Origin of the sequence: Geminicoccus sp. (genome assembly GCF_035556675.1) — a bacterium.
Lineage (GTDB): Bacteria > Pseudomonadota > Alphaproteobacteria > Geminicoccales > Geminicoccaceae > Geminicoccus.
On the sequence record NZ_DATMFZ010000125.1, the window covers coordinates 1 to 22989 of the forward strand.

Sequence of the window (22989 nt, forward strand, 5' to 3'; positions counted from 1 at the left end):
GTCGATCACCACGTACTGCTTGTCTTCCTTGAGCAGGGTGGGGATGACCTTGTTCTGCAGGTGCGCCGTGTTGGGCACGTCACGGGAGCCGCTGCCGAACAGCTCCTCCACGTAGAGGATCCGCATGAACTCGCTGATGCCACAATTGGCGAACGAGGAGGGCATGCCGGTGTAGCGGAAGCCGCGATAGAACTTGAAATAGGGCTTCTTGGCCGCCGGCGGGGGGGCGGTCACCGCATCCTCGGGGAACTTCGCCGCCACCGCCTTGGCGTAGGCGTCGACATAGGCGTCGGTGACCTTGTTTTGGTCACGATACTTTTCGTATTCGGTCTGCTTCGCCGTGCTGTACTTGCCTTCCTCCTTGAGCACGGTGAGGCGGTAGCGCCAGCCGGACTTCTCGATGGGTGTAGTGCCCAGGATCGGGTCGATGGTCGGATCGCTGGGCAGCGGGCTGGGGGTGGGGCCGGTGGCGAGCGGCGTGCCGAACTGCGCCGAGACCGCGGCGGCATAGGCCACCACCCATTCGTCGGTGAGCTTGTACTTGTCCAGGTAGGACAAATACTGCTCGGCCTTGAAGGCGTTGGTCTGGCCGGCGGCGCGCATCACCACCAGGTTGTAGCGCCAGCCAGTATTGGCGATGGGGGCACTACCCAGATCGACGGCAGTCTGAGCCGGGGCAGGGGCAGCAGAAAGCAGGGCGCAAGCCAGCACAGCCGCGGCAAGAACTGCCGCGCCTCGAACGCGAACCATAGACACCTCAATGGATTGATGAGGAACGCCGACGGCACCGCAGGAAGAGGCTGACCCGCGCGCAGAGACATCGCACCGTCTGCGGTCTGCAGACGGTGCGATGTCTAGCCATGTCTTGGGGCAGGAAGGTGCCGAGCCACCCGGTAGATGGGCGTCGCTGCGCGAGTGTCTAGATTGTGATCACAAAAATTTCCAGAAGATTTTTTGTAATCCTGCAACGCTATTATTCATATCTTGAATAAACCCTAAAGATACTACTATGACATCTTCTTCATCTACATCTGTGCTCAGCTTGCCGTCAAGTTGAGGTGCCGCCGTCGGGTACCGCTACCCATGCCGGCCCTGATCCCACGGGCGATCACCACCCGGCATCCCTGCGCGAGCGTCGGTGGACGAACCCGGGGCTCTTTGGCCGTGGTTCATAGCCAGATCATTCGAACGAATCGAACAGGTGTTGCGCGGCCCCGGCTCGTGCAGGCGGTCCAGAGCGCGCCTGTACGGATGACCCGAACCTGTCGCTTCCATATATCAGCTTCCGGTTCGGCCCGACGAAGGCCGATCGCGTCACCCCCCTGATCCGGCGAGCCGGCCGGGCAGCATCCTGCGGCCGGACCCGGGGCCGATCCGGGCCCGCTTGATCGCGGGGCACTTCCTGGCCAAGACGGCAGCAGCAATGGAGGAGCGGCACGGTGACGGAATCCTATGATGCCATCATCATCGGTGGCGGACACAACGGGCTGGTCTGCGCGGCTTATCTCGCCAAGGCCGGGCTGAAGCCGCTGGTCCTGGAGCGCCGCCCGGTGTTCGGCGGGGCAGCCGTGACCGAGGAGATCGCGCCGGGCTTCCGGGCGTCGATCTTCTCCTACCTAATGAGCATCCTCCACCCGCGCATCCAGGCGGACCTGGAACTCAAGCGCCATGGCCTCCAGATCATGCCGTGCAGCGACATGCTCTCCCCGCTGGACGACGGCGACTACATCGTCTTCTCCGACAACGTCCAGCGCACCCAGGAAAGCTTCGCCCGCTTCAACAAGAAGGACGCGGCGATCTATGCCGAGTTCGACCGGTTCCTGAACGAGAACGCCAACGTCTTCCGCAAGCTGCTCTGGGAGACGCCGTTCGACCCGACCAAGCGGGACTGGAAGACGGTCAAGCAGATGTTCGGCTTCGCGAAGCGCAACCGGAAGTACGGCGACAAGTTCTTCCGGGTCTACGACATGCTCACCATGAGCGCCTACGACTTCCTGTCGAAATGGTTCGAGGACGACCGGATCAAGGCGGTGCTGGCCTATTACGCCTCGATCGGCACGTTCGCCGGGCCCAAGACGCCCGGCAGCGCCTATGTCATCATGCATCATGTGATGGGCGAGAACGCCGGGGCCGGCGGCTGGGGCTTCATCCGGGGCGGCCAGGGCGCCATCTCCGCCTCGATCGCCGCCGCGGCCACCGAGCATGGTGCCAAGATCCTCACCGACAGCCCGGTCAGGGAGGTCCGGGTGGTGGACGGGCGGGTACGCGGCGTGCTGACCGAGGACGGCCGGGAATACCAGGCGCCGATCGTGATCTCCAACGCCCACGCCAAGATCCTCTATCTGAACCTGGTGGGCGAGCGGCACCTGCCCGCGGACGTGGTGCGCGACATCAAGACCTATCGGAGCTTCTCCACGGCGTTCAAGGCCAACCTCGCGGTCGAGCGGCCACCGCAATACAGCTGCCTGGACCGGGTGCTGAAGGACGGGGCGCTGGGGAACTGGACCTATCCCACCTATGTCCACATCGCCCCGGACATCGACTATCTGGAGCGGGCCTATGACGACGCCAAGCATGGCTGGTACTCGTCGGCCCCCTTCATCACCCCGGTGGTGCCGACCATCGTCGACGACACCCTGGCGCCCAAGGGCAAGCATGTCGTCAACCTGTTCGGCGGCCATGCGCCCTACGAGCTGAAGAACGGCGACTGGGCGACCGAGAAGGACAAGTTCCGCAAGACCGTGCTGGACACGATGGACCGGTTCGCGCCGGGCTTCTCCAGCGACATCATCGGCGGCCAGTTCCTGGTCGCCCAGGACATCGAGAACATCGTCCATCTGCCGCAGGGCCACATCTTCCAGGGCGAGCTCAGCGCCGACCAGCTGTTCTTCAAGCGCCCGGTCCCGCACCATGCCGACTATCGCACGCCGATCCACGGCCTCTATCTGTGCGGCGCCTCGACTCATCCGGGCGGCGGCGTGTCCGGCATCAACGGCTACAATGCCGCGCGCGAGATCCTGGCCGACCGGGGAACGAAGTCGAACATGGGCTATGCGGCAAGCTGACCCGTCCGGCCCACGGGGCAGCGAGAGGCTGACCGGCGCTCCGGCCTGGCGATCCGCTTGCGCCCGATATGGTCAAAGAGGTGGCTTGCCGCATCCAGGACGACGATGACGAGGACCGGCAGCATCGGGCGCAGTCGAGGGCTGCCCGTGATGCGCCGGGTTCGTTTCGTACGGCCGGGCTCACTTCATGCCGCATCTCAGGACGCCTCCGCTACCGGCCCGGGCAGTGGTATCGCGGATGGGCGACACCAGCGGGCTGCTGGTCGCCCGGCCGGCATCGCCCGGGACGGGGAAGATCAGAGACTGGCCGGCTTCAGCCGCTTGCCTCGCGGCTGGCCGGCAGGACTGGCATCAGGCGAGCGCAGCCGCACCTTGCCCAGGACCAGCAGGGTTGCGAGCAGCAGGACCAAGCTGGCGGCGGCGAAGACGCCGGCAGCCCCGCTCATGTCGAAGATCGCGCCACCACCCGCGGCACCAAGCGCGATGGCCAGCTGGACCGCCGCGACGACCAGGCCGCCGGCGCTTTCCGCCTCGTCGGGTACCGTGCGGGTGACCCAGGTGGACCAGGCGACGGGTACCGCGCCAAAGGCCAGGCCCCACAGCGCCACCATCAGGAAGGCGGCGACCGGCGCGGGATCGAGCATGACGAGGCCCAGGCCGAGCGCGGCCATCAGGAGGGGCATCGATACCAGGGTCAGGCGCAGGCTGCGCTCCAGGAACAGGCCGGCCAGCAGCGTGCCGGCGAAGTTGGCGAGGCCGAAGCCCAGCAGGATCCCGGATACGGCCGCGATGCCCGCACCGGTCGCTGCCTCGAGATAGGGGCGCAGATAGGTGAAGAAGGCGAAATGGCCGGTGAACACCAGGACCACCGCGATCATGCCGGCGGCGACGCCGGGACGCAGCAGCACCTCGACCAGGGTGCGCAGGCGGGTGGCACCGCTCGGCGCCATGCTCGGCAGGGTCAGGAACTGCACGACGAGCGTCACGAGCGCCAGGGCGGCTGCGACCAGGAATACGCTGCGCCAGCCGAGTGCGTCGCCCAGATAGCTGCCGACCGGTGCCGCCAGGATCGTCGCGGCTGAGACGCCGCTGAAGATCATCGACAGGGCACGCGGCACCAGTGCCGGCGGAACCAGGCGCATCGCGACCGCAGCCGACATGGTCCAGAAGCCGCCGAGTGCGATGCCCAGCAGCACCCGGCCGAGCAGGAGGAGCGGCAGGCCGTCGGCGAACGCGACCAGGAGGTTCGAGCCGATCAGCAGGACGGAGAAGGCCAGGAGCACCAGGCGCCGGTCCAACCGCCGCGTCGCAGTGGCGATCAGGAGGCTCGTGACCAGCGCCACCAGCGCGGTGGCGGTCACGGCCTGACCTGCGACCCCCTCGGTGATTCCGAGTTCGCGCGCGATCGGCGGCAGCAGGCTCGCCGGCAGAAACTCGGCGGTCACCAGCCCGAACACGCCGAGCGCCATCGAGATCACGGCTGGCCAGGCCGGTTGGTCCGGTGTCGCCATGGTTGAGGGCTCGCTGGTCTGTCTGCTCATCCGGTCATCCTCTCCCCACGCGGGGGGTGTCACTCCGGCCAAAGGTTAGGATCGACATTCCGTACGAACTATGCCACCAGATCCGGCATGATTGATCGATCGTCCGAAACTGCTGCACAGCCCCACCGGCCGCAGCTGGCACCCGACCTGGTGAGCGAGCTGCTCATGGGCATGCGCCTGCAGGGTGTGCGGTACCGGCGCATCGAGGTGACGCCCCCCTTCGGCATCAGCTTCGGCCGGGAGGAAGGCCGCGCTCAGTTCCATTTCGTCGTGCGCGGCGAACCTGTGCTGCGCAGCCCCGGCGGCGGGGTCCATGCACTGGCACCGGGATCTGCCGTGCTGCTGCCGCGCGGTGGTGCGCACGACCTCCTGTCCGCGCCGGACCTGCCGAGCCGCGACATCGCGAGCTTCGCACAGGACTGCCTCTGCCGGACCGTCAGCACCGTGCAGTGGTGCGACAGCGAGGCGTGCCGGTCGAAGAACACGGTGATCTTCAGCGGCAGCATGGAGCTCGACCTCGGCAGCATGCACCCGCTCGTCGCACTGATGCCCGAGGTGATGTCGGTGGGCACGCTGCTCGCGCGCTACCCGGAGATCCTGCCCATGCTGGAGGCGATGGAACGCGAGGCCCAGGGCGAGCGGGCCGGATTCGCCGGGATCCTGGCACGGCTCGCCGACGTGGTGGCCGCGTTCATCGTCCGCGGCTGGGTGGAGTGCGGCTGCGGCGATGCGTCGGGCTGGGTCGAGGCCCTGCGCGACCCGCGGCTCGGCCGGGTGATCGCGGCCGTGCATCGCGATCCCGGGCGGCGGTGGACGGTGGCCGAGCTGGCGGCAGAGATGGGCAGCTCCCGCTCGGTGTTCGCGGAGCGGTTCCTGGCCATGACCGGCATGACCCCGGTCCGCTACCTGACCGAGCTGCGCATGCGTCTGGCCGCGCAGTGGATCGGCCGCGACCGCGTTCCAATCGAGACCGCGGCGTACCGGCTGGGCTATGGCTCGCAGGCTGCCTTCAGCCGTGCCTTCAAGCGGGTGGTCGGGCAGCCACCTGGGATGGTGCGGACACCGGCGGAGCAGGCTGCCGCGCAGGCCTGACCGGCCGCACTTGCCGCTGGTAAGGATTTTCCTTACATAGCAGGCAGCAGGAGGCGGCTCCATGATCACCAGCAGGATCACCAGCAAGGCACAGACCACCATCCCCCAGCCGGTGCGGGCGGCACTCGACCTGAAGACCGGCGACGAACTGGTCTACCAGATCGAGGAGGACCGGGTGATCATCACCAAGCCCAGGCAGCGCCCGGCCGAGGATCCGTTCGTCACGTTCAAGGAATGGGAGAGCGAGGCGGACCAGGAGGCTTATGCCGGGTTCTGAGCCGGGCCTGGCACCGGGCGACATCGTCCGGGTCCCCTTCCCCTATATCGACCGCAACCGCCGCCAGCACCGCCCGGCTCTGGTCGTCTCCCGGGGCGGGATCGGCCCCGAAGGCAGCCTGCTCTGGGTGGTGATGATCACCAGTGCGGCCAACCAGGGCTGGGCAGACGACATCCTGATCGAGGATCACGAATCGGTGGGCCTTCCGGTGGCCTCGGTGATCCGGCCGGTCAAGATCGCCACCATCGAAACCATACGGGCAGAGCGGGTCGGCCGGTTGCCGGAGCCGGCCTTCGCGCGGGTGCGCTCCATCCTGGCCGGCCTGCTGGACGCGGCCCATTGAAGATCAAGGCTGCGACACAAGACGGGAGAACGACATGGCCGATCGCTTCGACATGACCGGCAAGGTGGCGCTGGTCACCGGTGCATCCGGCGGGCTCGGCCGGCATTTCGCAAGCGTGCTGGCCCTGGCGGGCGCCGAGGTCGTGCTGGCCGCACGGCGGCAGGACGCACTGGCCGAGGCGGCGGACAGGATCGAGGCAGCAGGCGGCAGGGCCCGCACGGTCGGCCTCGACGTCACGGATGCGCGGTCGGTAGATCAGGCCTTTCAGGAAGCCGGGCCAGTCGACGTGCTGATCAACAATTCCGGCGTCACCGCCACGGTCACTGCCGTCGAGATGGAGGAGGCCGACTGGGACCGGATCGTCGACACCAACCTGAAGGGTGCCTGGCTCGTGGCGCGCGCCTTCGCCCGCCAGGCGATCGCGGCCAAGCACGAGGGTGCGATCGTCAACATCGCCTCGATCCTGGGCCTGCGCGTGGCGGGCCATCTCTCGGCCTATGCCGCATCCAAGGCCGGCCTGATCCAGCTCACCCAGACCATGGCGCTGGAGCTGGCCCGCCACCAGATCCGGGTGAACGCGCTCGCACCCGGCTATATCGAGACCGACATCAACCGCGATTTCTTTCAGAGCGAGCGTGGCAAGGCCCTGATCGCCCGCATCCCGCAGCGCCGCCTGGGCCAGGAGGAGGACCTGGACGGGCCGCTCCTCCTGCTGGCCAGCGATGCCTCGCGGTTCATGACCGGGTCGGTCGTCGCGGTCGACGGGGGGCACCTGGTCAGCTCGCTCTGAGCCGCCTCCCCTCGCCTCAGACGCCCGGCTGCGGGCGCATGTCGGCGGGATCGATCCCGGCCACCGCCACCGGCTTCTTCATCGCGTCGCGGCGGAACGGCTCGCCCAGCTCCTGGTTCAGGATCACCTCGATGAAGACCGTCTCGCCCTTCATCTGGGCCGTACAGGCCATGCCCAGCGCCTCGGTCAGCTCGGCCGGGCTGCGCACCTGCACGCCCTTCAGGCCGCAGGCATCGGCGACCTTGGCATAGCTGAGCTTCGGATTCAGCTCGGTACCGACGAAGTTGTTGTCGAACCAGAGCGTCGTGTTGCGCTTCTCGGCGCCCCATTGGTAGTTGCGGAAGATCACCATGGTGATCGCCGGCCAGCCGTCGCGGCCGATCGAGGTCATCTCGTTCATCGAGATGCCGAACGCGCCGTCGCCGGCGAAGCCCACCACCGGTACGTCCGGGCAGCCGATCTTGGCGCCGACGATCGAGGGCAGGCCGTAGCCGCAGGGACCGAACAGGCCGGGTGCCAGATATTTGCGGCCCTGTTCGAAGTTCGGATAGGCGTTGCCGATGGCACAGTTGTTGCCGATGTCGGTGGAGATGATGGCGTCTGCCGGCAGCGCCGCCTGAATCGCCCGCCAGGCTTGGCGCGGCGACATGCGGTCCGGCTCGCGGGCGCGCACGTCGGCGTTCCAGCTGGTGCCGGGATCGTCGTCCTCGTGATCCATCGAGGAGAGTTCCTGGAGCCAGGCCGAGCGGGTCTGGTGGATGAGCGCCTGGCGCTCGGCCCGTCCGGCATCACCCGCCTCGGGCGAGAGCTGATCCAGGATCGCCTGCGCCACCTGCTTGGCGTCGCCGCAGATGCCGACCGTGATCCGCTTGGTGAGCCCGATCCGGTCGGGATTGATGTCGACCTGGATGATCCTGGCCTGCTTCGGCCAGTAGTCGATGCCATAGCCCGGCAGGGTCGAGAACGGGTTGAGCCTCGTGCCGAGCGCCAGCACCACGTCGGCCTTGGCGATCAGCTCCATGGCGGCCTTGGAGCCGTTATAGCCCAGCGGGCCCACGGCCAGGCGGTGGCTGCCGGGGAAAGCGTCGTTATGCTGGTAGCCGGCGCAGACCGGCGCATCCAGCCGCTCGGCCAGTGCCACCGATTCCGGGATCGCACCGCCAATTACCACGCCCGCACCGTTCAGGATCACGGGAAACCGTGCCTCCGACAGGAGCTTCGCCGCTTCTGCGATCGCCTCCCGGCCGCCGGCCGGCCGTTCCAGCCGCACGATCTGCGGCAGCTCGATGTCGATTACCTGGGTCCAGAAGTCGCGCGGGACGTTGATCTGCGCTGGGGCGGAGCCACGCCAGGCCTTCTCGATCACCCGGTTCAGCACCTCGGCGATCCGGGTGGGATCGCGCACCTCCTCCTGGTAGCAGACCATGTCCTGGAACAGCGCCATCTGCGGCACTTCCTGAAAGCCGCCCTGCCCCATCGTCCGGTTCGCCGCCTGGGGCGTGACCAGCAGCATCGGGGTGTGGTTCCAGTAGGCGGTCTTGACCGCGGTCACGAAGCCGGTGACGCCCGGACCGTTCTGGGCGATCGCCATGCCCATCCTGCCGCTGGCACGCGTGTAGCCGTCGCACATGATCCCGGCATTGCTCTCGTGCGCGCAATCCCAGAACGTGATGCCAGCCTTGGGGAACAGGTCGGAGACCGGCATCATCGCCGAGCCGATGATGCCGAACGCATGCTGGATGCCGTGCATCTGCAGGACTTTGACGAAGGCTTCTTCGGTGGTCATCTTCATGGCTGCGAACCCCCTCCCTGATCGGCTGCACCGAGCATCGATGACCCGAAGCTGTCGGCAGTCGCGGCGCTTGTCGATCACGATGTTGTCGGACCGCCGGCCCTGATCCAGACCGGGCCGGAACGACCGGCCGTCCAGCCAAGGTGCCCATGCCCGCCACCACGATCGACCCTGCTCGCACGCCCGCCGATCTCGCCATGGTCGCCGACCTGTTCCGTGCCTATGCCGGTTCACTGTCGGTCGACCTCGCCTACCAGGACTTCGCCGCAGAGCTGGCGGGACTGCCTGGCAGCTACGCGCCGCCTTCGGGCGCCCTGCTGCTCGCCCGCGACGCAGCCGGCCAGGCGCTTGGCTGCGTCGCAGTGCGGCCGCTCGACCCGCCGGTGGTGTGCGAGATGAAGCGGCTGTTTGTGGCACCGGACGGCCGGGGCCTGGGGCTCGGGCGGGCTCTGGTCGAGGCCGCGCTCGCGGCTGCCAGAACTGCTGGCTACCGCGAGATGCGGCTGGATACGCTGCCCGACATGACAGCCGCCATCGCGCTCTACCGGCAGATGGGCTTCCGGCCGATCCCGGCCTATTACGACACCCCGGTGACGGGCACATTGTTCCTGGGCCGGTCCCTTCAGGACGATGCTGCCGTCTAGCCGCGGTGCCATGGGTGCTGGCGGCGCGTCCTGCGGACCTGCTGTCCAAGGCTTTCCCGCACGTCATCGGAAGAACACGATAGTCACCGTACTCTGCGAACAGCACCGCATCGGCAACTGTTCTTAAACTCCCTGCATCCCGACTGCCTGCGGATGACAGGACCATGATCACCGCCGACCAGGCTCATGACGTCGTCGCCGCGTCCAGATCGATGGCGGCGGAACTGGGTGTGACCGTGAACATCGCGGTGCTGGATGCCGGCGGCCACCTGAAGGCCTTCTGCCGGATGGATGGCGCCGTGCTCGGCTCCATCGACGTGGCGATGCGCAAGGCGCGCACCGCCGTCCTGTTCGGGTGCGAAAGCGAGGCCGTCTGGGAGTATTGCCGGCCGGGTGCTGCCGCGCCCGCGCTGGAACTCAGCAATGACGGCCTCGCCCCCTACGCAGGCGGCATCCCGCTCCGCGCCGCGGGCGGCACGCTGGTCGGCGCCGTCGGGGTCTCCGGTGCCGCGATCGCCCAGGATCTGGAGATCGCGCGGGCCGGTGCGGCCGCCTGCCGGACCTGACCAGTCCCCTGATCCCGTACGCCACAGGGCGACCATTGCCACGGCACATCCTCCAGAGGATCCAGCCCCATGTCCAAGACCATCCTCGTCACCGGCGCCGGCTCGGGCTTCGGCAAGGCCGCCGCCATCGGCATGGCCAGGAACGGCCACACCGTCATCGCCACGGTGCACGTCGCCTCACAGGTGACACCACTTCGGGAGGAAGCGGGGGCCCTCGACCTGCGCAACTTTCAGGTCGAGCGCCTCGACCTGACCGATCCTTACGACATCGCCCAGGCGCAGGGCTTCGACATCGACGTGCTCTGGAACAATGCCGGCATGGGCGAGGCCGGACCGGTGTTCGAGATCCCGCTCGACCTCGTGCGCAAGAACTACGAGGTCAACGTCTTCCTGCCCCTGCAGCTCACCCAGGGCTTCGTGCGCAAGTGGATCGACGCGCAGAAGCCGGCCAAGATCGTGTTCACCTCCTCGATGGGCGGCCTGTTCACGCCGGCCAACTGGGGCGTGTACGTCTCGACCAAGCATGCGCTGGAAGCGGTCGCGGAGGCATTGCAGCAGGAACTGCGACCGTTCGGGATCAAGGTCCAGACCATCAATCCCGGTGCCTTCTATACCGGCTACAACGAGACGATGGCCGACGCACCGTTCCGCTGGCTGGATGATGCCAGGCACGTCACCAGGCGCGCCGCGCTGCGCGCCGAGTTCGATCGGTTCCTGCAGGCACCGGACGGCCGCATGGACGCGCAGGAGATGATCGAGCGGATGATCGAGATCGTGCCAGCGGACAGCGGCCGGTTCCGCAATGTCGTGCCCAAGGCCACCGAGGACATGCTGAAGGCGCATCAGTTGGCCGCCTGGGAGAACCCGATCTGAAACCGGCACCTGGCCAGGAGACAGACCACCGTGCGCATGGTCACATTCACTCCCCTTCTTGTGGTCGGCTCACTCATGGGAAGCTTCGGCATGGCTCAGGCTGACGGAAGCGTGGCAGAATGCAACAAGGCGATCGTCCGGGCGAGCTTCGATGCCTGGCGTGCCGGGACCGGCAGCCCCTTCGAGCTGCTGGCCGAGGACGCGACCTGGACCATCACCGGCAATTCGGCGGCAGCCGGCAGCTATGCCGGCAAGGAGGCCTTCCTGAGCGAGGTCATCCGGCCGTTCAACGCCCGCATGAGCGTCGGCCTCAAGCCTGCGATCCAGGGCATCTATGCCGACGGCGACACGGTGATCGTCCTGTTCGACGCCAGCGGAACCGCACGGGACGGGCGGACCTATGCCAACAGCTACGCCTGGTTCCTCGACATGCAGAGTGGCCTGATCGTCCGGGCGCGGGCCTTCTTCGACAGCATCGCCTTCGATGATCTGTGGGCCCGGGTGAAGCCCGGACCGTAGGGCTGATCACAGTCTTCGGCCGATATCTGGCCTGCGGCGCCATTCTGACGCATAACCTCTTCGGTCCGAAGCCGGGACTTCCTGCCGGCGGGCGCGTTCATCGGGGGCAGCGATGAGTGGGATGGCTGCGGCTCACCGCCATGCTCCATTGGACCTGCCCGCGCGGGACGGTGGCGACCTCCGGTCGTCACCGCAGCGCCGGGCCTTCGAGATCTGTCGCGGCGTGATCGCAGGACCTCTGCCGACCGCCGCGGAGATCCCGGAGCACGGCACCCTGCTCACGGCCCGGTGGCTGCACCGCGAGATGCACGAGGTGATCCCGGCCCTGCCGGTGCACACGATCGGTGTCTATTACGGGATGCCATCGTCCCGGGTCTGGCAGTGCGGCCACCTGCGCCTTGCCGGCGTGGGCCGTCCCGGCAGGGTGGCCGTGGTGCCGGCGGACTGGGGCGGCTACTGGGACATCGACCAGGGATCGTCGCTGTCCTACGTGCTGCTCAGTGACGCGCGCCTTCAGGCCTTCGCGGCACCGCTCACGCGCGGCCGCCGGGTGGAACTCCTGCCGCGCGTCGGTGAACCGGACGCGATCGGTGCGCACATCCTGCGGGCACTTGGGCGCCTTGCCGGCCGGCCGGATCGCGCGAAGCGGCTGCTGGCCGAGCAGGCGCTCGACCTGCTGTGCACCCATCTGATGCGGGTCCACTCGTCCTTATGCCAGCCCGCGGTACGCTCATCCGCAAGCGGCCTGCCCGCCTGGCAGCTCCGGCGCGTGACCAGCTACATGGCCGAGCGGCTGGGCGAGGATGTCGGGCTGGACGAGCTGGCGGAGCTGATCTCGCTGAGCCGCTCCCATTTCTGCACGGCATTCCGCCATGCGACCGGCACCACACCGCATGCCTGGCTGACGCGGCTGCGGCTGGAGCGCGCCCAGGAGATGCTGCGCGACCCGCGGATCAGGATCATCGATGTGGGACTGGCGGTGGGCTACCAGACGCCATCCGCCTTTGCGGCCGCGTTCCGCCGCTTCACCGGCACCAGTCCCTCGGCCTATCGCCGGCAGGTCTGACCCCCGGCTGCCGCGGCAAAGACGGATTTAGCCCAGCGCCCGCGCCCGCGCCCGCTCGCGCAGCTCGAACTTCTGGATCTTGCCGGTCGAGGTCTTGGGCAGGGCGCCGAACACCACGGTGCGCGGGCACTTGAAATGGGCGAGATTGGCCCGGCAGAAGCCGATCACGTCCTCGGCCGTGACCTCGCCGGCCTCGGGCTTGAGCGTGACGAAGGCGCAGGGGGTCTCACCCCATTTCTCGTCGGGCCTGGCCACCACCGCCGCCTCCATGATCGCGGGGTGACGGTAGAGCACTTCCTCGACCTCGAGCGAGCTGATGTTCTCCCCACCCGAGATGATGATGTCCTTGGCGCGGTCCTTGACCTCGACATAGCCGTCCGGGTGGAGCACGGCGAGGTCGCCGGTGTGCAGCCAGCCATCGGCGAGCGTCCGGTCGGTCTCAGCCGGGTTCTTGAAATAGCCCTTCATCACCGTGTTGCCACGCAGGGCCAGTTCGCCCAGCGTCTGGCCGTCGGCCGGTACCGGCTGGCCGGTCGTGGTGTCGAGCACGGTCTGGGCCTGCATGGTCAGGTTGCGCACGCCCTGGCGCGCCATCAGGAGGCCGCGCTCCTCCAGCGGCAATCCCGCCCAGGCTTCCTGCGGAGCGCAGCCGGTGGAGGGGCCGTAGCACTCGGTCATGCCGTAGAGATGGGTGAGCCGGAAGCCCATACGCTCCATGGCAGCGATCACCGCGCTGGGCGGCGCCGCCCCGCCGGTCGCCACCTCGACCGGACCATGCTCGAAACGTGCCGACTTCGCTTCCGGCGCATGGATCAGCATGGTCAGTACCACCGGCGCCGCACACAAATGCGTCACCCGATGCTCCCGGATCAGCTGGAAGATCCGGGCCGGGTCGATCTGCGGCAGGCAGATGTGCCGGGCACCCACGGCCGTGACCGCCCAGGGATAGGTCCAGCCGTTGCAGTGGAACATCGGCAGGGTCCAGAGATAGACCGATTCCGGGCGCAGGCCGAAGGTGATCACGTTGCCGAGCGCGTTCAGATAAGCGCCACGGTGATGGTAGAGGGCGCCCTTGGGATTGCCGGTGGTGCCGGACGTGTAGTTGAGTGCGATCGAGTCCCACTCGTCCCGCGGCCCTTGCCAGGAGGCGGGCGTGGCGCCTGCCAGGGCCTCGTCATAGTCCATCGCACCCAGCCGGGCACAGGCTTCCGGATCGGCACCGATTGCCACCAGCTTCGGGCGGTCCCTGCCCTGCCCCAGGGCCGCCTCGGCCACCGGCAGCAAGCTGACATGGACGATGAAGACCCGCGCCTCGGCATGAGCGAGGATTCCTGCCACCGCCTGCGGATCGAGCCTCGTGTTGATCGCGTTCAGGACGGCACCGGCAAGCGGCACACCGAAATGGGCCTCCAGCATCTCCGGCACGTTTGGTGCCAGCACCGACACGACCTCGCCATGGCCGACGCCCAGCTCCCGGAGCAGGCCAGCCAGCCGCCGGGCGCGGCCGCGCAGCTCCGCATAGGTCAGCTGCCGGGCATCGTGCACCACCGCGACCTTGTCGGGGTACACATCGGCGGAACGGTCGAGGAAATCGAGCGGGCTGAGTGCCGTCCAGTTCGCCCCACGCGGTGCCAGTCCGTCACCCACCATGCCGCCTCCCCTCGCCTGGAGTTCCTTGACACGCTCCGGCATTTCTGTCGGACTGTCGGACAAACCCGACAGCCGGTCAAGGGGCGCCGGGGCAGCAGGAGGCGACATGGCGGGATCGGACGAGATCGGCACGATCACCGGGACGCTCGACTTCGACCCGCTGCGCCTGCGCCGGTTCCTGTCGGGCGCCCTGGAAGGGGTGCAGGGCCCGATGTCGGTCGAGCGGATCGGCGGTGGCCAGTCCAACCCCACCTATTTCGTCAGCTTCCCGGATCAGCGCCTGGTCCTGCGCAAGCGCCCGGCCGGGCCCACCCTGCCATCGGCCCATGCGGTGGATCGCGAGTACCGCGTCCTGAACGCGCTGGCCACGACCGACGTGCCGGTGCCGCGGCCGCTTCTGTTCCATGCCGACCCGGACGTGGTGGGCACGCCCTTCTACCTGATGGAGCGGCTGGACGGGCGGGTATTCGATCAGTGTGCCCTGCCCGGCCTGACGTCGCCCGAGCGGCGCGGCATCTATCTGGGCATGGCTGATGCCCTCGCCCGGCTCCATGCGGTCGATCCCGAGGAAGTGGGCCTCAGCGACTATAGCCGGCCCGGCAGCTATTTCGCCCGCCAGCTCGCCCGCTGGTCGCGCCAGTGGCGGGAGTCGCCGACCGACGACATTCAGGCCCTCGATGAGCTGGTCGCCTGGCTGGAAGGACACCTGCCCCCGGATGATGGCCGGGTCGCGATCGCGCATGGCGACTTCCGCCTGGGCAACCTCCTGTTCCACCCGAGTGAGCCACGGGTGATCGGCATTCTCGACTGGGAGCTGTCGACACTCGGCCATCCGCTGGCCGATCTCGGCTTCTGCTGCATGACCTGGCATACCGCGCCGGACGAGTATGGCGGCATTCTGGGCCTGGACCATGCGGCTCTGGGCATCCCGTCGGTCGACGAGTTCGTGCAGCGCTACCAGCTGCAGGCCAAGCCCGCGGGCGAGCTCCAGCCTTTCCACGTCGTGTTCGCCCTGTTCCGCTTCGCCGTGATCTTCGTCGGCATCGCGGACCGGGCGCGCCAGGGCAATGCCGCGGGCAGCAATGCCGGCGAGATCGGGCGGCTGGCCGGGAACTTCGCCGGCCGGGCCCTCGACCTCGCCAGAGCCAGTTGATCGGAGCCAGGAGACCCATGGATTTCGCCTACTCGCCCAAGGTCGAGGAACTGCGCACGCGGCTTCAGGTCTTCATGGCCGACCATGTCCTGCCGGAGCATCGGCGCTGGACCAGGCTGGCCGAGGCCGGCACCTACCCTCTGGAGGTGATCGAGCCGCTGAAGGAGCGGGCGCGGGCAGACGGCCTGTGGAACCTGTTCCTGCCGGGCCTGAAGCCCGATGAGCCCGGCACGCGGCTGACCAATCTCGAATATGCGCCGCTGGCCGAGATCATGGGCCGGATCCCCTGGGCGTCGGAAGTTTTCAACTGCAACGCCCCCGACACCGGGAACATGGAGATCCTGCACCTCTTCGCCACGCCGGAGCAGCGGCAATGCTGGCTGGACCCGTTGCTGAGGGGCGAGATCCGCTCGGTCGTCTCGATCACCGAGCCGGACGTCGCCTCCTCCGATCCGACCAACCTCGAAACCCGGATCCGTCGGGACGGCGACCACTACGTTATCAACGGTCGCAAATGGTTCAACACCGGAGCGCTCCATCCCAACGCGAAGTTCGTGCTGGTGATGGGCGTCTCCAACCATGAGCCGGATGCACCGCGCCATCAGCGTCATTCCTTCGTGATCGTGCCGATGGATGCGCCGGGCTTCCGCGTCGTGCGCAACGTGCCGATCATGAACCACCACTCCCCTGAAGGACATTGCGAGGTCCTGTTCCAGGACGTCCGGGTGCCGGTGACCAACCTGCTGGGCGAGGAACACGCCGGTTTCGCCATTGCCCAGGCGCGGCTCGGTCCCGGGCGGATCCATCACTGCATGCGCACGATCGGCCAGTGCGAGCTGGCGCTGGAGCTGATGTGCCAGCGTGCCCGCGAGCGCAAGGTGTTCGGCCGGCACCTGTCGGACTTCGCCAACAACCAGGACGCCATCGCGCTGTCCCGCCTGGAGATCGACCAGGCGCGCCTGCTCTGCCTGCGCGCGGCCTGGCTGATGGACACGAACGGCAACCAGGCGGCCAGGGTCGACGTCTCGGCCATCAAGGTCGTCGCGGCAAGGCTGCAGACGACCGTGCTGGACCGGGCGATCCAGATCTTCGGCGCCATGGGCCTCTCCAACGACACGCCGCTGGCCTACTTGTGGACCTGGGGCCGGGCGCTGCGCTTCATCGACGGGCCGGACGAGGTCCATCTGCGCGTCGTCTCGCGCCACGAGCTGAACAAGGCGAAGCAGGAGCCGGTGGACCTGTCCGCCTACTTCACGCCGCCCGGGCCCGACGGCAGGTGATGGACGTGCCGATCGAGCGGCTGACGCCGGCGCCGGCCTACCAGGCGGTCTCGCGCACGCTGGAACGGCTGATCGTGAGCGGCCAGCTCAAGCAGGGCGAGGCACTGCCGAGCGAGACCGAGCTGGCGGGTCGGTTCGGCGTCAACCGCTCGACGGTGCGGGAGGGCATCCGGCAATTGGAGGCCCAGGGGCTCCTGCGCCGGGATGGCCGGAAGCGCCTGCTGGTCTCCCGGCCGGGCCAGGCCGAGCTGGCGTCCAGGGCCAGCCGGGCGATGCTGCTGGAGCAGGTCACCTTCCGCGAGCTCTGGGAAGTGGCGCTGGCGCTGGAGCCCCTGGCGGCCGGGCTCGCCGCCGAGCGTCATCAGCACGACCTGCTCCAGCGCCTGGAAGCCAATCTCGCGCAGACCGAGGCGGCGATCGCGGCGGGACAGTCGCCGGTGGCGCTGGACATGGAGTTCCACAGCCTGGTGGCAGCCGCCACCCAGAACCGCGCCCTGATCCTGGCGCGCGAGCCGATCGGGTTCCTGCTCTACCCCGCCTGCCAGGCGATCGGCTCGCAACTGCCGCAGACCGGTACCGGCTTGGCCCAGGCACACCGGCAGGTGGTGGCAGCGATCGGCAGGCGCGACCGTGCTGCCGCTGCCGCCTGGATGGCGGAACATATCACCGACCTCAGGCGTGCCTGGGAACTCGACCAGCTGGACCTGGATGGCCTGCCAGTGGCTGCCGGACAACCTGCTTGGTAGCTGCCCTGCGGAGGAAGTTGGCTCCAGACGGTTCCGACCGGCACCTTGGTCTCCTGCCCTCGCCTTTCCTGGCGGGACCGGCTGGACCAACGTTCGCAAGACTGTACAGGCCGCTGGCGCAGCTCGGGCGTTAGATGGTTTATCTAGATAGGTTAGATGGTTAAGGCGTCCTGCACAGAGCGTAAGTGTCGGAGAACGCTGGGCTTCTGTCCGGCGCTACGTTCCCGATGGGTCGCCTGATCGTTCCCGATGGATCGGGTGAGCCGTTCCCGAAGTGTCGGGGCTGCGTTCCCGATGGATCGGCTGCCGTTCCCGGAGTGTCGAAACCCTGAATTTCGGCAGGAACATGCGTTCGGGATTGAATCAGTTTCTGACGTCGATGGCGGAGGGACGTTCAAACTCTTTGCCCATGGAACCGCCTGTCGCAGAGACATACTCCTCGCCGTCACTCGACCCGACACTTCGGGAACAGCGCCGACGCAGTCGCGTGATGCTCCGACCGTCCGTTAGCCGGCGACGATGTGCCGGTTCCGGGCGTGGTGGCGTCGGACGAAGCCGATGAAGGCCGACTGGTAGTTGGCCGGGATGCGCGCGGGATCGCCATCTATCCAAGCGCGGAATTCGGCATGGAGCACGTCATAGTCCCATCCCGGGCACTCGGCGCGAAGCTGCGCGAGTGTCGCCTCGGTGACGGCACCGTCTTGGGGTGCGGGGTTCGCTCCGGCTTTGCGGGTCGTCCCCGGCCGACCCGCCCTCGCCTGCCCAGCGGGCGCGTGTGACCCCGTCTCCTGGCGCCGGCACATGCGCAGCGATGGCTCCGACCGGCCGGACCCGTGCTCCAGCTGCAGTGCGTAGCCCGGGAGCTCGTCGCGCTCGACGATCTTCGCGATCTCGAACTTGAAGCGCCGGTAGAGGCCCTCGGCGCCGCTCTTCTCGAACAGGGTGGGCAGCGAGATGGCAAAACCCTCCCCGCCTGCCCCGCCCGCATGCTTGCGCGCCACCTTGTACAGCCAGCGCTCCCGTCCGCCGCTGATGTCGAAATAGGCCCGGTCGATCGACAGGACGCCGCCGGTCATCAGCACGCCCTCGTAGAACCAGTTGGACAGCTCGATGGTCATGCCGCGGCTGCGCTCGGTCCGTTCGTCGACCAGCTGGGTCCAGCCGTCCAGCCAGGAGAAAGTGGCCTCGCGCCGGTTCTCGGCACGGATGTTGGTCTTGACCGTGGTCGCGACCAGCCGGTCCAGAGCCTGGCCCAGCAGCTCGTAGGCCCGCCCGGTGGTGGGCCGGCCGATCGCGCGGAGCAGGTCGTAGGGCATGAGGTTGAGCTTGCGCGGGATGTCGTTGCGGCCGCGGCGCGCCATGTCGGCCAGCAGGCTGGCACAGTAGATCAGGATGTCGGCGTCCCAGATGGTGGCCATCCCGTAGTCCGGGTTCGCCGAGACGTGCACCCAGAGCTTGCCGTCGGGCGAGCGGTAGTCGATCGGCTTGACCCGCTTGGACTTGGCCAGGGAGAAGAACGGCCGCTCCATCATCTCCCGCTGGTCGCGCAGCGGCAGGTCGGCGAGATAGGGCAGGAACAGGTCGATCTGCTCGGAGACGTGTACCCTGACTGGGTCCTTCATCGGCCGTTTCCCCGGGGAAACATGGTGGTGATGCGGCAGCCATGCGGCTCGTCGAAAAGGGGGCGAGGCTGAAGCGCTGGAGCGTTTCCCCGGGGAAACACTAGCGCAGCGGCCTCCGCCCCGGCGGGTCGAGCCGAGCCAGAAGCTGGCGGAAGCCCGCCACCAGTTCCTCCTCGTCGGCGCCTGAGCCGGCATGGAGGCGAATGGTCACGCCCTGGCGGTTGGCGGACTGGATCGACAAGGCAGTGCGGCCGAGCCGGCTCGTCACCACGAATGTGTCGGCCTGCACGTCGGCATCGTCCGTTGCCGGAGCCGTCAGCAGCCGGCGCAGGACGGCCGAAGCGGGCAGGGCGGGCTGGCCAGCCGTGCGGCGGGCCGCCTGTTCCCGGGCGATCTGCCTGGCCGCGGCGGTGATCGCCTTGGCGGCGGGCTCGCTGCCCAGTGCCTGCGCCAGCGTGTAGGCCGGCTTCATCGTGAGGTCGTAGACCGAGCCGAATGCCGCCAGCACCGCGTCCGGGATGGTCGCGACCTTGAGCGTCTTGGACAGCCAGCCCTTGGAGATGTTCAGCCGGTCCGCCATCCGGGTGACGTGGCCGCCATAATAGGTGCGCAGCGCCACAGCGTAGTTGCGGGCCCGCTCCAGGTCGGACACATCCTTGCGCACGCGGTTCTCGAGATCGGCCAGGCGGAACGCTGCCTCGTCGTCGAGCTGCGCCACCTGGGCCAGGAACTGCAGGTGCGGGTAGGAATGGGCGCGCAGCCAGCTGATCGACCAGTGCCGCCTGGTTCCGGCCACCACCTCGTAGTCGTGGTCCGGATCGTCGCTGATCCGCCGCACCACCGCCGGCACCTTCTGGCCGCCCTCGGCGATGATCGATTCGATCAGCTCGCGACAGTTCTCCTCGGTGAGCTGCGCGTAGAACCGGGCATTGCCCGGCCAGACCCGCACCCGCGCCGGATCCAGCCATAGCTGGGTCACCTGACGCACCTCGCCGGATTGGATCCGGGCCAGGGCTGATTCGCGGCTGAGCAGGGTAGTCGGCCGCACGCGCGGCTGCGGGGCAGGGGAGGGGGTTCCCTCCGTATCACCCTGGTCGTTGCCGAGAAGAGCCGCCAGATAGTCGGCCTGCTTACGCGCCATGAGCGACACTCCGGGAAGACGCCTGCGGGAACCCAGGCGGATGAAGCGCCTCAGGCGGTCGCATAAAGCACCTCCCCGGCACCGGCCGGCGTGATCCGGCCCCAGCCCTGGCGCACCAGCTGCTCCACCTGGCCCAGCGCCTCGTCGAGGTTGGCCCGGCAGCGCTTATGGGTCTTGGGCGTGCCGATCGGCTTTTCCAGCTCGTAGACCGTCATCATCCGCATGGCGGCATGGCTGATCTCCGCCGATTCCAGGATGGGGACGGGAAGCAGCGCCGGGCCGAAGGTCTGCTCCATGATCGCCCGCACCATCGCATGCGAGGGATCGTTGCCGTCCAGCTTGGAGCAGATCAGCCGCACGAAGCTGTAGTCGACGCTGATGCCGGCCGCCTCCAATTGCTGCAGCACCTGGTCCATCATCGACAGGAACTGCACGGTCGAGCAGAAATCCGGGGTCGTCGCGGCCAGCGGGATGAGCAGGGCATTGGCCGCCTGCATCACCGCCAAGGAGATGGTGCCGAGTGCCGGGGGCGGGTCGAGCAGCACGATGTCATAGCCCTGCGCCAGATCGGTCAGGCCCTGCTTCAACTTGCGGAACCGGGCGGCCAGCACCGACTGGCCGTCCGCACCGGACGCGGCCAGCTCGTACTCGATGTCGAACAGCTCGAGGTTGGACGGGATCAGGTCGACATTGCGCCAGGGCGTGCGCTTGACGGCGTAGGTCAGGTCCGCCTGGGTCGGCTCGATCGAGAGATAGGGATAGAGCGTCTCGTCGCGGGTGATGTTGAAGTGCGGGTTGAACCCGAATAGCGTAGTCGTGGTCGCCTGCGAATCGCAGTCCACCACCAGCACCCGATAACCCTGGACGGCCAGATAGTGAGCGAGATGGGTGGTGACGGTCGACTTGCCGACGCCGCCCTTGAAGTTCTGCACCGCGATGATCGCCGGCGGGTCCAGTTCCGCGCGCCTGGGGCTGGCCCCCAGCACCTCGCGCATGTGGAGCAGTTCCTCAATGCTGTAGCCGGGGCGGCGGCCATTCTCCGAGGGTGGGGGAGGGGGCAGGCGGCCGTCCTCCTCGGCCATCCGGATGCGGTTGGTGGAGCACCCCAGGAGCTGCGCCGCCTCGGCGATGCCGATCCGTACGTTCAGGCTCTTGCGGCTCTCCGGCAGGAAGGCCTTGCGCCTCAGCCGCTCGATCATGCGCTCGCCGGCTTCCGCAAGATCTCCGATCTGGTTACCGACTGCATTCATTTCGGCCACGATCCTGCGCATTGAATGTAGTGCTCCATGCTGGTGGCATGGAATGTTCAATGTGGCAATGGATCGGGCAGGCGCGCGACGCCGGTGGATGGCCATCTGTGGCAGGAATGCCGGCCGCTGCGCTGTCCAGTGCGGGCAGCCCGGCCGGCCACAAGACATGGAAGGGGACGCGCCGGAACAACAACTGACCTGCGCCTCTGGGGCCACCAATGCCCATGGTCAGCAAGGGATTACGCCAGGAACGCGGTCGTTCCGCAGCAGGATGGCCAGTACCGGACGGCTTTCGCTCCGGGCGGCATTCTGCCCGCACGCTCAGGGCGATGGGGGGGCGACCATGCCGGCGATGATGAGCGCCAGTCCGTACCAGACGCCGGCGCACGGCAGAACGGACACGAGAAGCCACCCCAGCCCGGTCGGGCGACCACGGTGCTGCTGTGGGACATGCCTGTGCATCTTGCCTCCACGTGCCAAAAAACCGAGACGACGTCGCCAACGCACTGGTAGCTTGATTTATTGCGTTATTCAATCATTGATAGAAGAATGGAGGCAATTCAGGCACTTGGGCGGGACCTTCTATCTTTATTGACATATGGCGGCCGGTTCGGCTCCGCGGCCCACCATGCAACACTGGTTGTAGTTGCTGGGTTCCGGAAATCACGCGATGGCGTGGCTGGAAATTGCCCCGCCCCAGCCACCCGATGATGGAAACGTTCAGGCTGCTTGAGCGCGACAGGATGATGCAGCAGGATCGGCTGTCGTGACGACAGGAAGCGTTGGTCCCGGCAGACGAGGACCTTGCCATCCGAGGAGGGCAGGGGAGCAATTCGCGCGGCTGGTTCGAGCTCCATCGACCGTTCACCTCCACCTGCTCCTCGCCGGTCATGGAACTCAATGCTGCAAGGCAGGACGTGCCCGTGCTGATATCCAGATACCGTCTAGAGGTGTGAGTTGGAGATGGACTTGCACTTTGGATGAAGTGAGCGATGGTAGCATCTTCGTCAGGGGAGGCTGCCATGGCTCATGGACCGAAGGCGCTTGCTCTCGAACTGACATCGGCGGAACGGGTGGCGCTGGCGAACCTGATCCGGCGCCGCAAGGTGGGACAGGCGCTGGCACAGCGCGCCCGTGTGGTGCTGGCCTGTGCCGAGCCGGAGGCCACCAATCTTGGGGTGGCCAGGGCGCTTGGGGTCAGCCGGCCAACGGTGGCCCTGTGGCGGCAGCGTTTTGCCCTGCATCGCCTGGAGGGCTTGGTCGATGCACCACGTCCTGGCGCGCCAAGGCAAATCGATGACCAGGCCGTCGAGCGGCTGATCGCGTTGACCCTGGAGGAGATGCCGGCCAATGCGACGCACTGGAGCACGCGGTCGATGGCCAGGCGGGCTGGGATGAGCCAGACGGCGGTGAGCCGGATCTGGCGGGCTTTTGGCCTGCGGCCACACCGGGTGGAGACGTTCAAGCTCTCCACCGATCCGGCCTTTGTGGAGAAGATACGCGACGTGGTTGGTCTCTACCTGAACCCGCCGGACCGGGCCCTGGTGCTGTGCGTCGGCGAGAAGCCGCAGATTCAGGC

The 22989-nt window shown here is 67.6% G+C and carries 21 protein-coding genes; 14 read left to right on the forward strand and 7 right to left on the reverse strand.

What is annotated here, in order from left to right; translation table 11 throughout:
• Window positions 1–750, reverse strand: a 750-nt coding sequence (locus VNS22_RS10000; protein ID WP_325731957.1) for a hypothetical protein, incomplete at its 3' end; no start/stop codon positions are given.
• A 689-nt stretch (window positions 751–1439) separates the two neighbouring features.
• Here VNS22_RS10000 and VNS22_RS10005 point away from each other — a divergent pair.
• Entirely contained in the window at window positions 1440–3065 is a 1626-nt protein-coding gene (locus VNS22_RS10005) for an NAD(P)/FAD-dependent oxidoreductase (protein WP_325731959.1), read from the forward strand.
• A 296-nt stretch (window positions 3066–3361) separates the two neighbouring features.
• Here the strand turns inward: VNS22_RS10005 and VNS22_RS10010 are convergent, their stop codons facing one another.
• The gene (locus tag VNS22_RS10010) at window positions 3362–4606 is read right to left on the reverse strand and encodes an MFS transporter (protein ID WP_325731961.1); all 1245 of its coding nucleotides are present in this window, start codon (window positions 4604–4606) and stop codon (window positions 3362–3364) included.
• A gap of 87 nt (window positions 4607–4693) precedes the next feature.
• On the opposite strand from VNS22_RS10010, the gene VNS22_RS10015 reads away from it, so the two are divergent.
• From VNS22_RS10015 to VNS22_RS10030, 4 genes are all read left to right on the forward strand, one after another.
• Window positions 4694–5698 (forward strand): AraC family transcriptional regulator, encoded by a 1005-nt coding sequence (locus VNS22_RS10015; protein WP_349261762.1) that lies wholly within the window; start codon window positions 4694–4696, stop codon window positions 5696–5698.
• Between the two features lie 61 nt (window positions 5699–5759).
• Complete coding sequence (locus VNS22_RS10020; protein WP_325731964.1) at window positions 5760–5975, forward strand: AbrB/MazE/SpoVT family DNA-binding domain-containing protein; 216 nt, start codon at window positions 5760–5762, stop codon at window positions 5973–5975.
• A complete protein-coding gene (locus VNS22_RS10025; protein ID WP_325731966.1) occupies window positions 5962–6318 on the forward strand; it encodes a type II toxin-antitoxin system PemK/MazF family toxin in 357 nt (118 codons plus the stop codon). Before VNS22_RS10020 ends, VNS22_RS10025 begins: the two co-directional genes overlap by 14 nt.
• Window positions 6319–6352: 34 nt before the next feature.
• Window positions 6353–7108, forward strand: a complete 756-nt coding sequence (locus tag VNS22_RS10030) for a glucose 1-dehydrogenase (protein ID WP_325731968.1) — start codon at window positions 6353–6355, stop codon at window positions 7106–7108.
• Window positions 7109–7124: 16 nt separating this feature from the next.
• Here VNS22_RS10030 and xsc read toward each other — a convergent pair whose 3' ends face one another.
• On the reverse strand, window positions 7125–8900 hold the full coding sequence (gene xsc, locus VNS22_RS10035) for a sulfoacetaldehyde acetyltransferase (protein WP_325731970.1): 1776 nt from the start codon (window positions 8898–8900) through the stop codon (window positions 7125–7127).
• A 149-nt stretch (window positions 8901–9049) separates the two neighbouring features.
• Here xsc and VNS22_RS10040 point away from each other — a divergent pair, with 149 nt between their 5' ends.
• The 5 genes from VNS22_RS10040 to VNS22_RS10060 all read left to right on the forward strand — a co-directional run bounded on the left by VNS22_RS10040 (window position 9050) and on the right by VNS22_RS10060 (window position 12568).
• The gene (locus tag VNS22_RS10040; RefSeq protein ID WP_325731972.1) at window positions 9050–9544 is read left to right on the forward strand and encodes a GNAT family N-acetyltransferase; all 495 of its coding nucleotides are present in this window, start codon (window positions 9050–9052) and stop codon (window positions 9542–9544) included.
• Between the two features lie 164 nt (window positions 9545–9708).
• Window positions 9709–10110: a heme-binding protein gene (locus tag VNS22_RS10045; protein WP_325731974.1), complete on the forward strand. Its 402-nt coding sequence runs from the start codon at window positions 9709–9711 to the stop codon at window positions 10108–10110.
• Window positions 10111–10179: 69 nt separating this feature from the next.
• The gene (locus VNS22_RS10050) at window positions 10180–10983 is read left to right on the forward strand and encodes an SDR family oxidoreductase (RefSeq protein ID WP_325731976.1); all 804 of its coding nucleotides are present in this window, start codon (window positions 10180–10182) and stop codon (window positions 10981–10983) included.
• Between the two features lie 90 nt (window positions 10984–11073).
• Complete coding sequence (locus VNS22_RS10055; RefSeq protein WP_325731978.1) at window positions 11074–11502, forward strand: nuclear transport factor 2 family protein; 429 nt, start codon at window positions 11074–11076, stop codon at window positions 11500–11502.
• Between the two features lie 223 nt (window positions 11503–11725).
• Entirely contained in the window at window positions 11726–12568 is an 843-nt protein-coding gene (locus tag VNS22_RS10060) for an AraC family transcriptional regulator (RefSeq protein ID WP_325731980.1), read from the forward strand.
• A 27-nt stretch (window positions 12569–12595) separates the two neighbouring features.
• Here VNS22_RS10060 and VNS22_RS10065 read toward each other — a convergent pair whose 3' ends face one another.
• A complete protein-coding gene (locus tag VNS22_RS10065; protein WP_325731982.1) occupies window positions 12596–14218 on the reverse strand; it encodes a long-chain-fatty-acid--CoA ligase in 1623 nt (540 codons plus the stop codon).
• A 106-nt stretch (window positions 14219–14324) separates the two neighbouring features.
• On the opposite strand from VNS22_RS10065, the gene VNS22_RS10070 reads away from it, so the two are divergent.
• The 3 genes from VNS22_RS10070 to VNS22_RS10080 are packed head-to-tail and all read left to right on the forward strand — an operon-like array spanning window position 14325 to window position 17397.
• Window positions 14325–15371: a phosphotransferase family protein gene (locus VNS22_RS10070; RefSeq protein ID WP_325731984.1), complete on the forward strand. Its 1047-nt coding sequence runs from the start codon at window positions 14325–14327 to the stop codon at window positions 15369–15371.
• Between the two features lie 17 nt (window positions 15372–15388).
• The gene (locus tag VNS22_RS10075) at window positions 15389–16651 is read left to right on the forward strand and encodes an acyl-CoA dehydrogenase family protein (protein ID WP_325731986.1); all 1263 of its coding nucleotides are present in this window, start codon (window positions 15389–15391) and stop codon (window positions 16649–16651) included.
• Entirely contained in the window at window positions 16651–17397 is a 747-nt protein-coding gene (locus VNS22_RS10080; protein ID WP_325731988.1) for a FadR/GntR family transcriptional regulator, read from the forward strand. The genes VNS22_RS10075 and VNS22_RS10080 overlap by 1 nt, the downstream gene beginning before the upstream one ends.
• A gap of 506 nt (window positions 17398–17903) precedes the next feature.
• Here VNS22_RS10080 and VNS22_RS10085 read toward each other — a convergent pair.
• The 3 genes from VNS22_RS10085 to VNS22_RS10095 form a co-directional block, all read right to left on the reverse strand.
• Window positions 17904–19019: a replication initiator protein A gene (locus VNS22_RS10085; RefSeq protein ID WP_325731990.1), complete on the reverse strand. Its 1116-nt coding sequence runs from the start codon at window positions 19017–19019 to the stop codon at window positions 17904–17906.
• Between the two features lie 100 nt (window positions 19020–19119).
• Window positions 19120–20160 carry a ParB/RepB/Spo0J family partition protein gene (locus VNS22_RS10090; protein WP_325731992.1) on the reverse strand — a complete coding sequence of 347 codons (1041 nt, stop codon included), beginning with the start codon at window positions 20158–20160 and terminating at the stop codon, window positions 19120–19122.
• 50 nt (window positions 20161–20210) lie between these two features.
• On the reverse strand, window positions 20211–21410 hold the full coding sequence (locus VNS22_RS10095; RefSeq protein WP_349261763.1) for an AAA family ATPase: 1200 nt from the start codon (window positions 21408–21410) through the stop codon (window positions 20211–20213).
• A gap of 1022 nt (window positions 21411–22432) precedes the next feature.
• On the opposite strand from VNS22_RS10095, the gene VNS22_RS10100 reads away from it, so the two are divergent.
• Window positions 22433–22989: IS630 family transposase (locus VNS22_RS10100; RefSeq protein ID WP_422653673.1), on the forward strand; the 557-nt coding region annotated here is incomplete at its 3' end.

Coding starts and splice junctions, on each gene's coding strand:
- VNS22_RS10010 (WP_325731961.1), bottom strand. CDS start 4,606: ATGAGCAGACAGACCAGCGAGCCCTCAACCATGGCGACACCGGACCAA.
- VNS22_RS10015 (WP_349261762.1), top strand. CDS start 4,694: ATGATTGATCGATCGTCCGAAACTGCTGCACAGCCCCACCGGCCGCAG.
- VNS22_RS10020 (WP_325731964.1), top strand. CDS start 5,760: ATGATCACCAGCAGGATCACCAGCAAGGCACAGACCACCATCCCCCAG.
- VNS22_RS10025 (WP_325731966.1), top strand. CDS start 5,962: ATGCCGGGTTCTGAGCCGGGCCTGGCACCGGGCGACATCGTCCGGGTC.
- VNS22_RS10030 (WP_325731968.1), top strand. CDS start 6,353: ATGGCCGATCGCTTCGACATGACCGGCAAGGTGGCGCTGGTCACCGGT.
- xsc (WP_325731970.1), bottom strand. CDS start 8,900: ATGAAGATGACCACCGAAGAAGCCTTCGTCAAAGTCCTGCAGATGCAC.
- VNS22_RS10040 (WP_325731972.1), top strand. CDS start 9,050: ATGCCCGCCACCACGATCGACCCTGCTCGCACGCCCGCCGATCTCGCC.
- VNS22_RS10045 (WP_325731974.1), top strand. CDS start 9,709: ATGATCACCGCCGACCAGGCTCATGACGTCGTCGCCGCGTCCAGATCG.
- VNS22_RS10050 (WP_325731976.1), top strand. CDS start 10,180: ATGTCCAAGACCATCCTCGTCACCGGCGCCGGCTCGGGCTTCGGCAAG.
- VNS22_RS10055 (WP_325731978.1), top strand. CDS start 11,074: ATGGCTCAGGCTGACGGAAGCGTGGCAGAATGCAACAAGGCGATCGTC.
- VNS22_RS10065 (WP_325731982.1), bottom strand. CDS start 14,218: ATGGTGGGTGACGGACTGGCACCGCGTGGGGCGAACTGGACGGCACTC.
- VNS22_RS10070 (WP_325731984.1), top strand. CDS start 14,325: ATGGCGGGATCGGACGAGATCGGCACGATCACCGGGACGCTCGACTTC.
- VNS22_RS10075 (WP_325731986.1), top strand. CDS start 15,389: ATGGATTTCGCCTACTCGCCCAAGGTCGAGGAACTGCGCACGCGGCTT.
- VNS22_RS10080 (WP_325731988.1), top strand. CDS start 16,651: ATGGACGTGCCGATCGAGCGGCTGACGCCGGCGCCGGCCTACCAGGCG.
- VNS22_RS10085 (WP_325731990.1), bottom strand. CDS start 19,019: ATGAAGGACCCAGTCAGGGTACACGTCTCCGAGCAGATCGACCTGTTC.
- VNS22_RS10090 (WP_325731992.1), bottom strand. CDS start 20,160: ATGGCGCGTAAGCAGGCCGACTATCTGGCGGCTCTTCTCGGCAACGAC.
- VNS22_RS10095 (WP_349261763.1), bottom strand. CDS start 21,410: ATGAATGCAGTCGGTAACCAGATCGGAGATCTTGCGGAAGCCGGCGAG.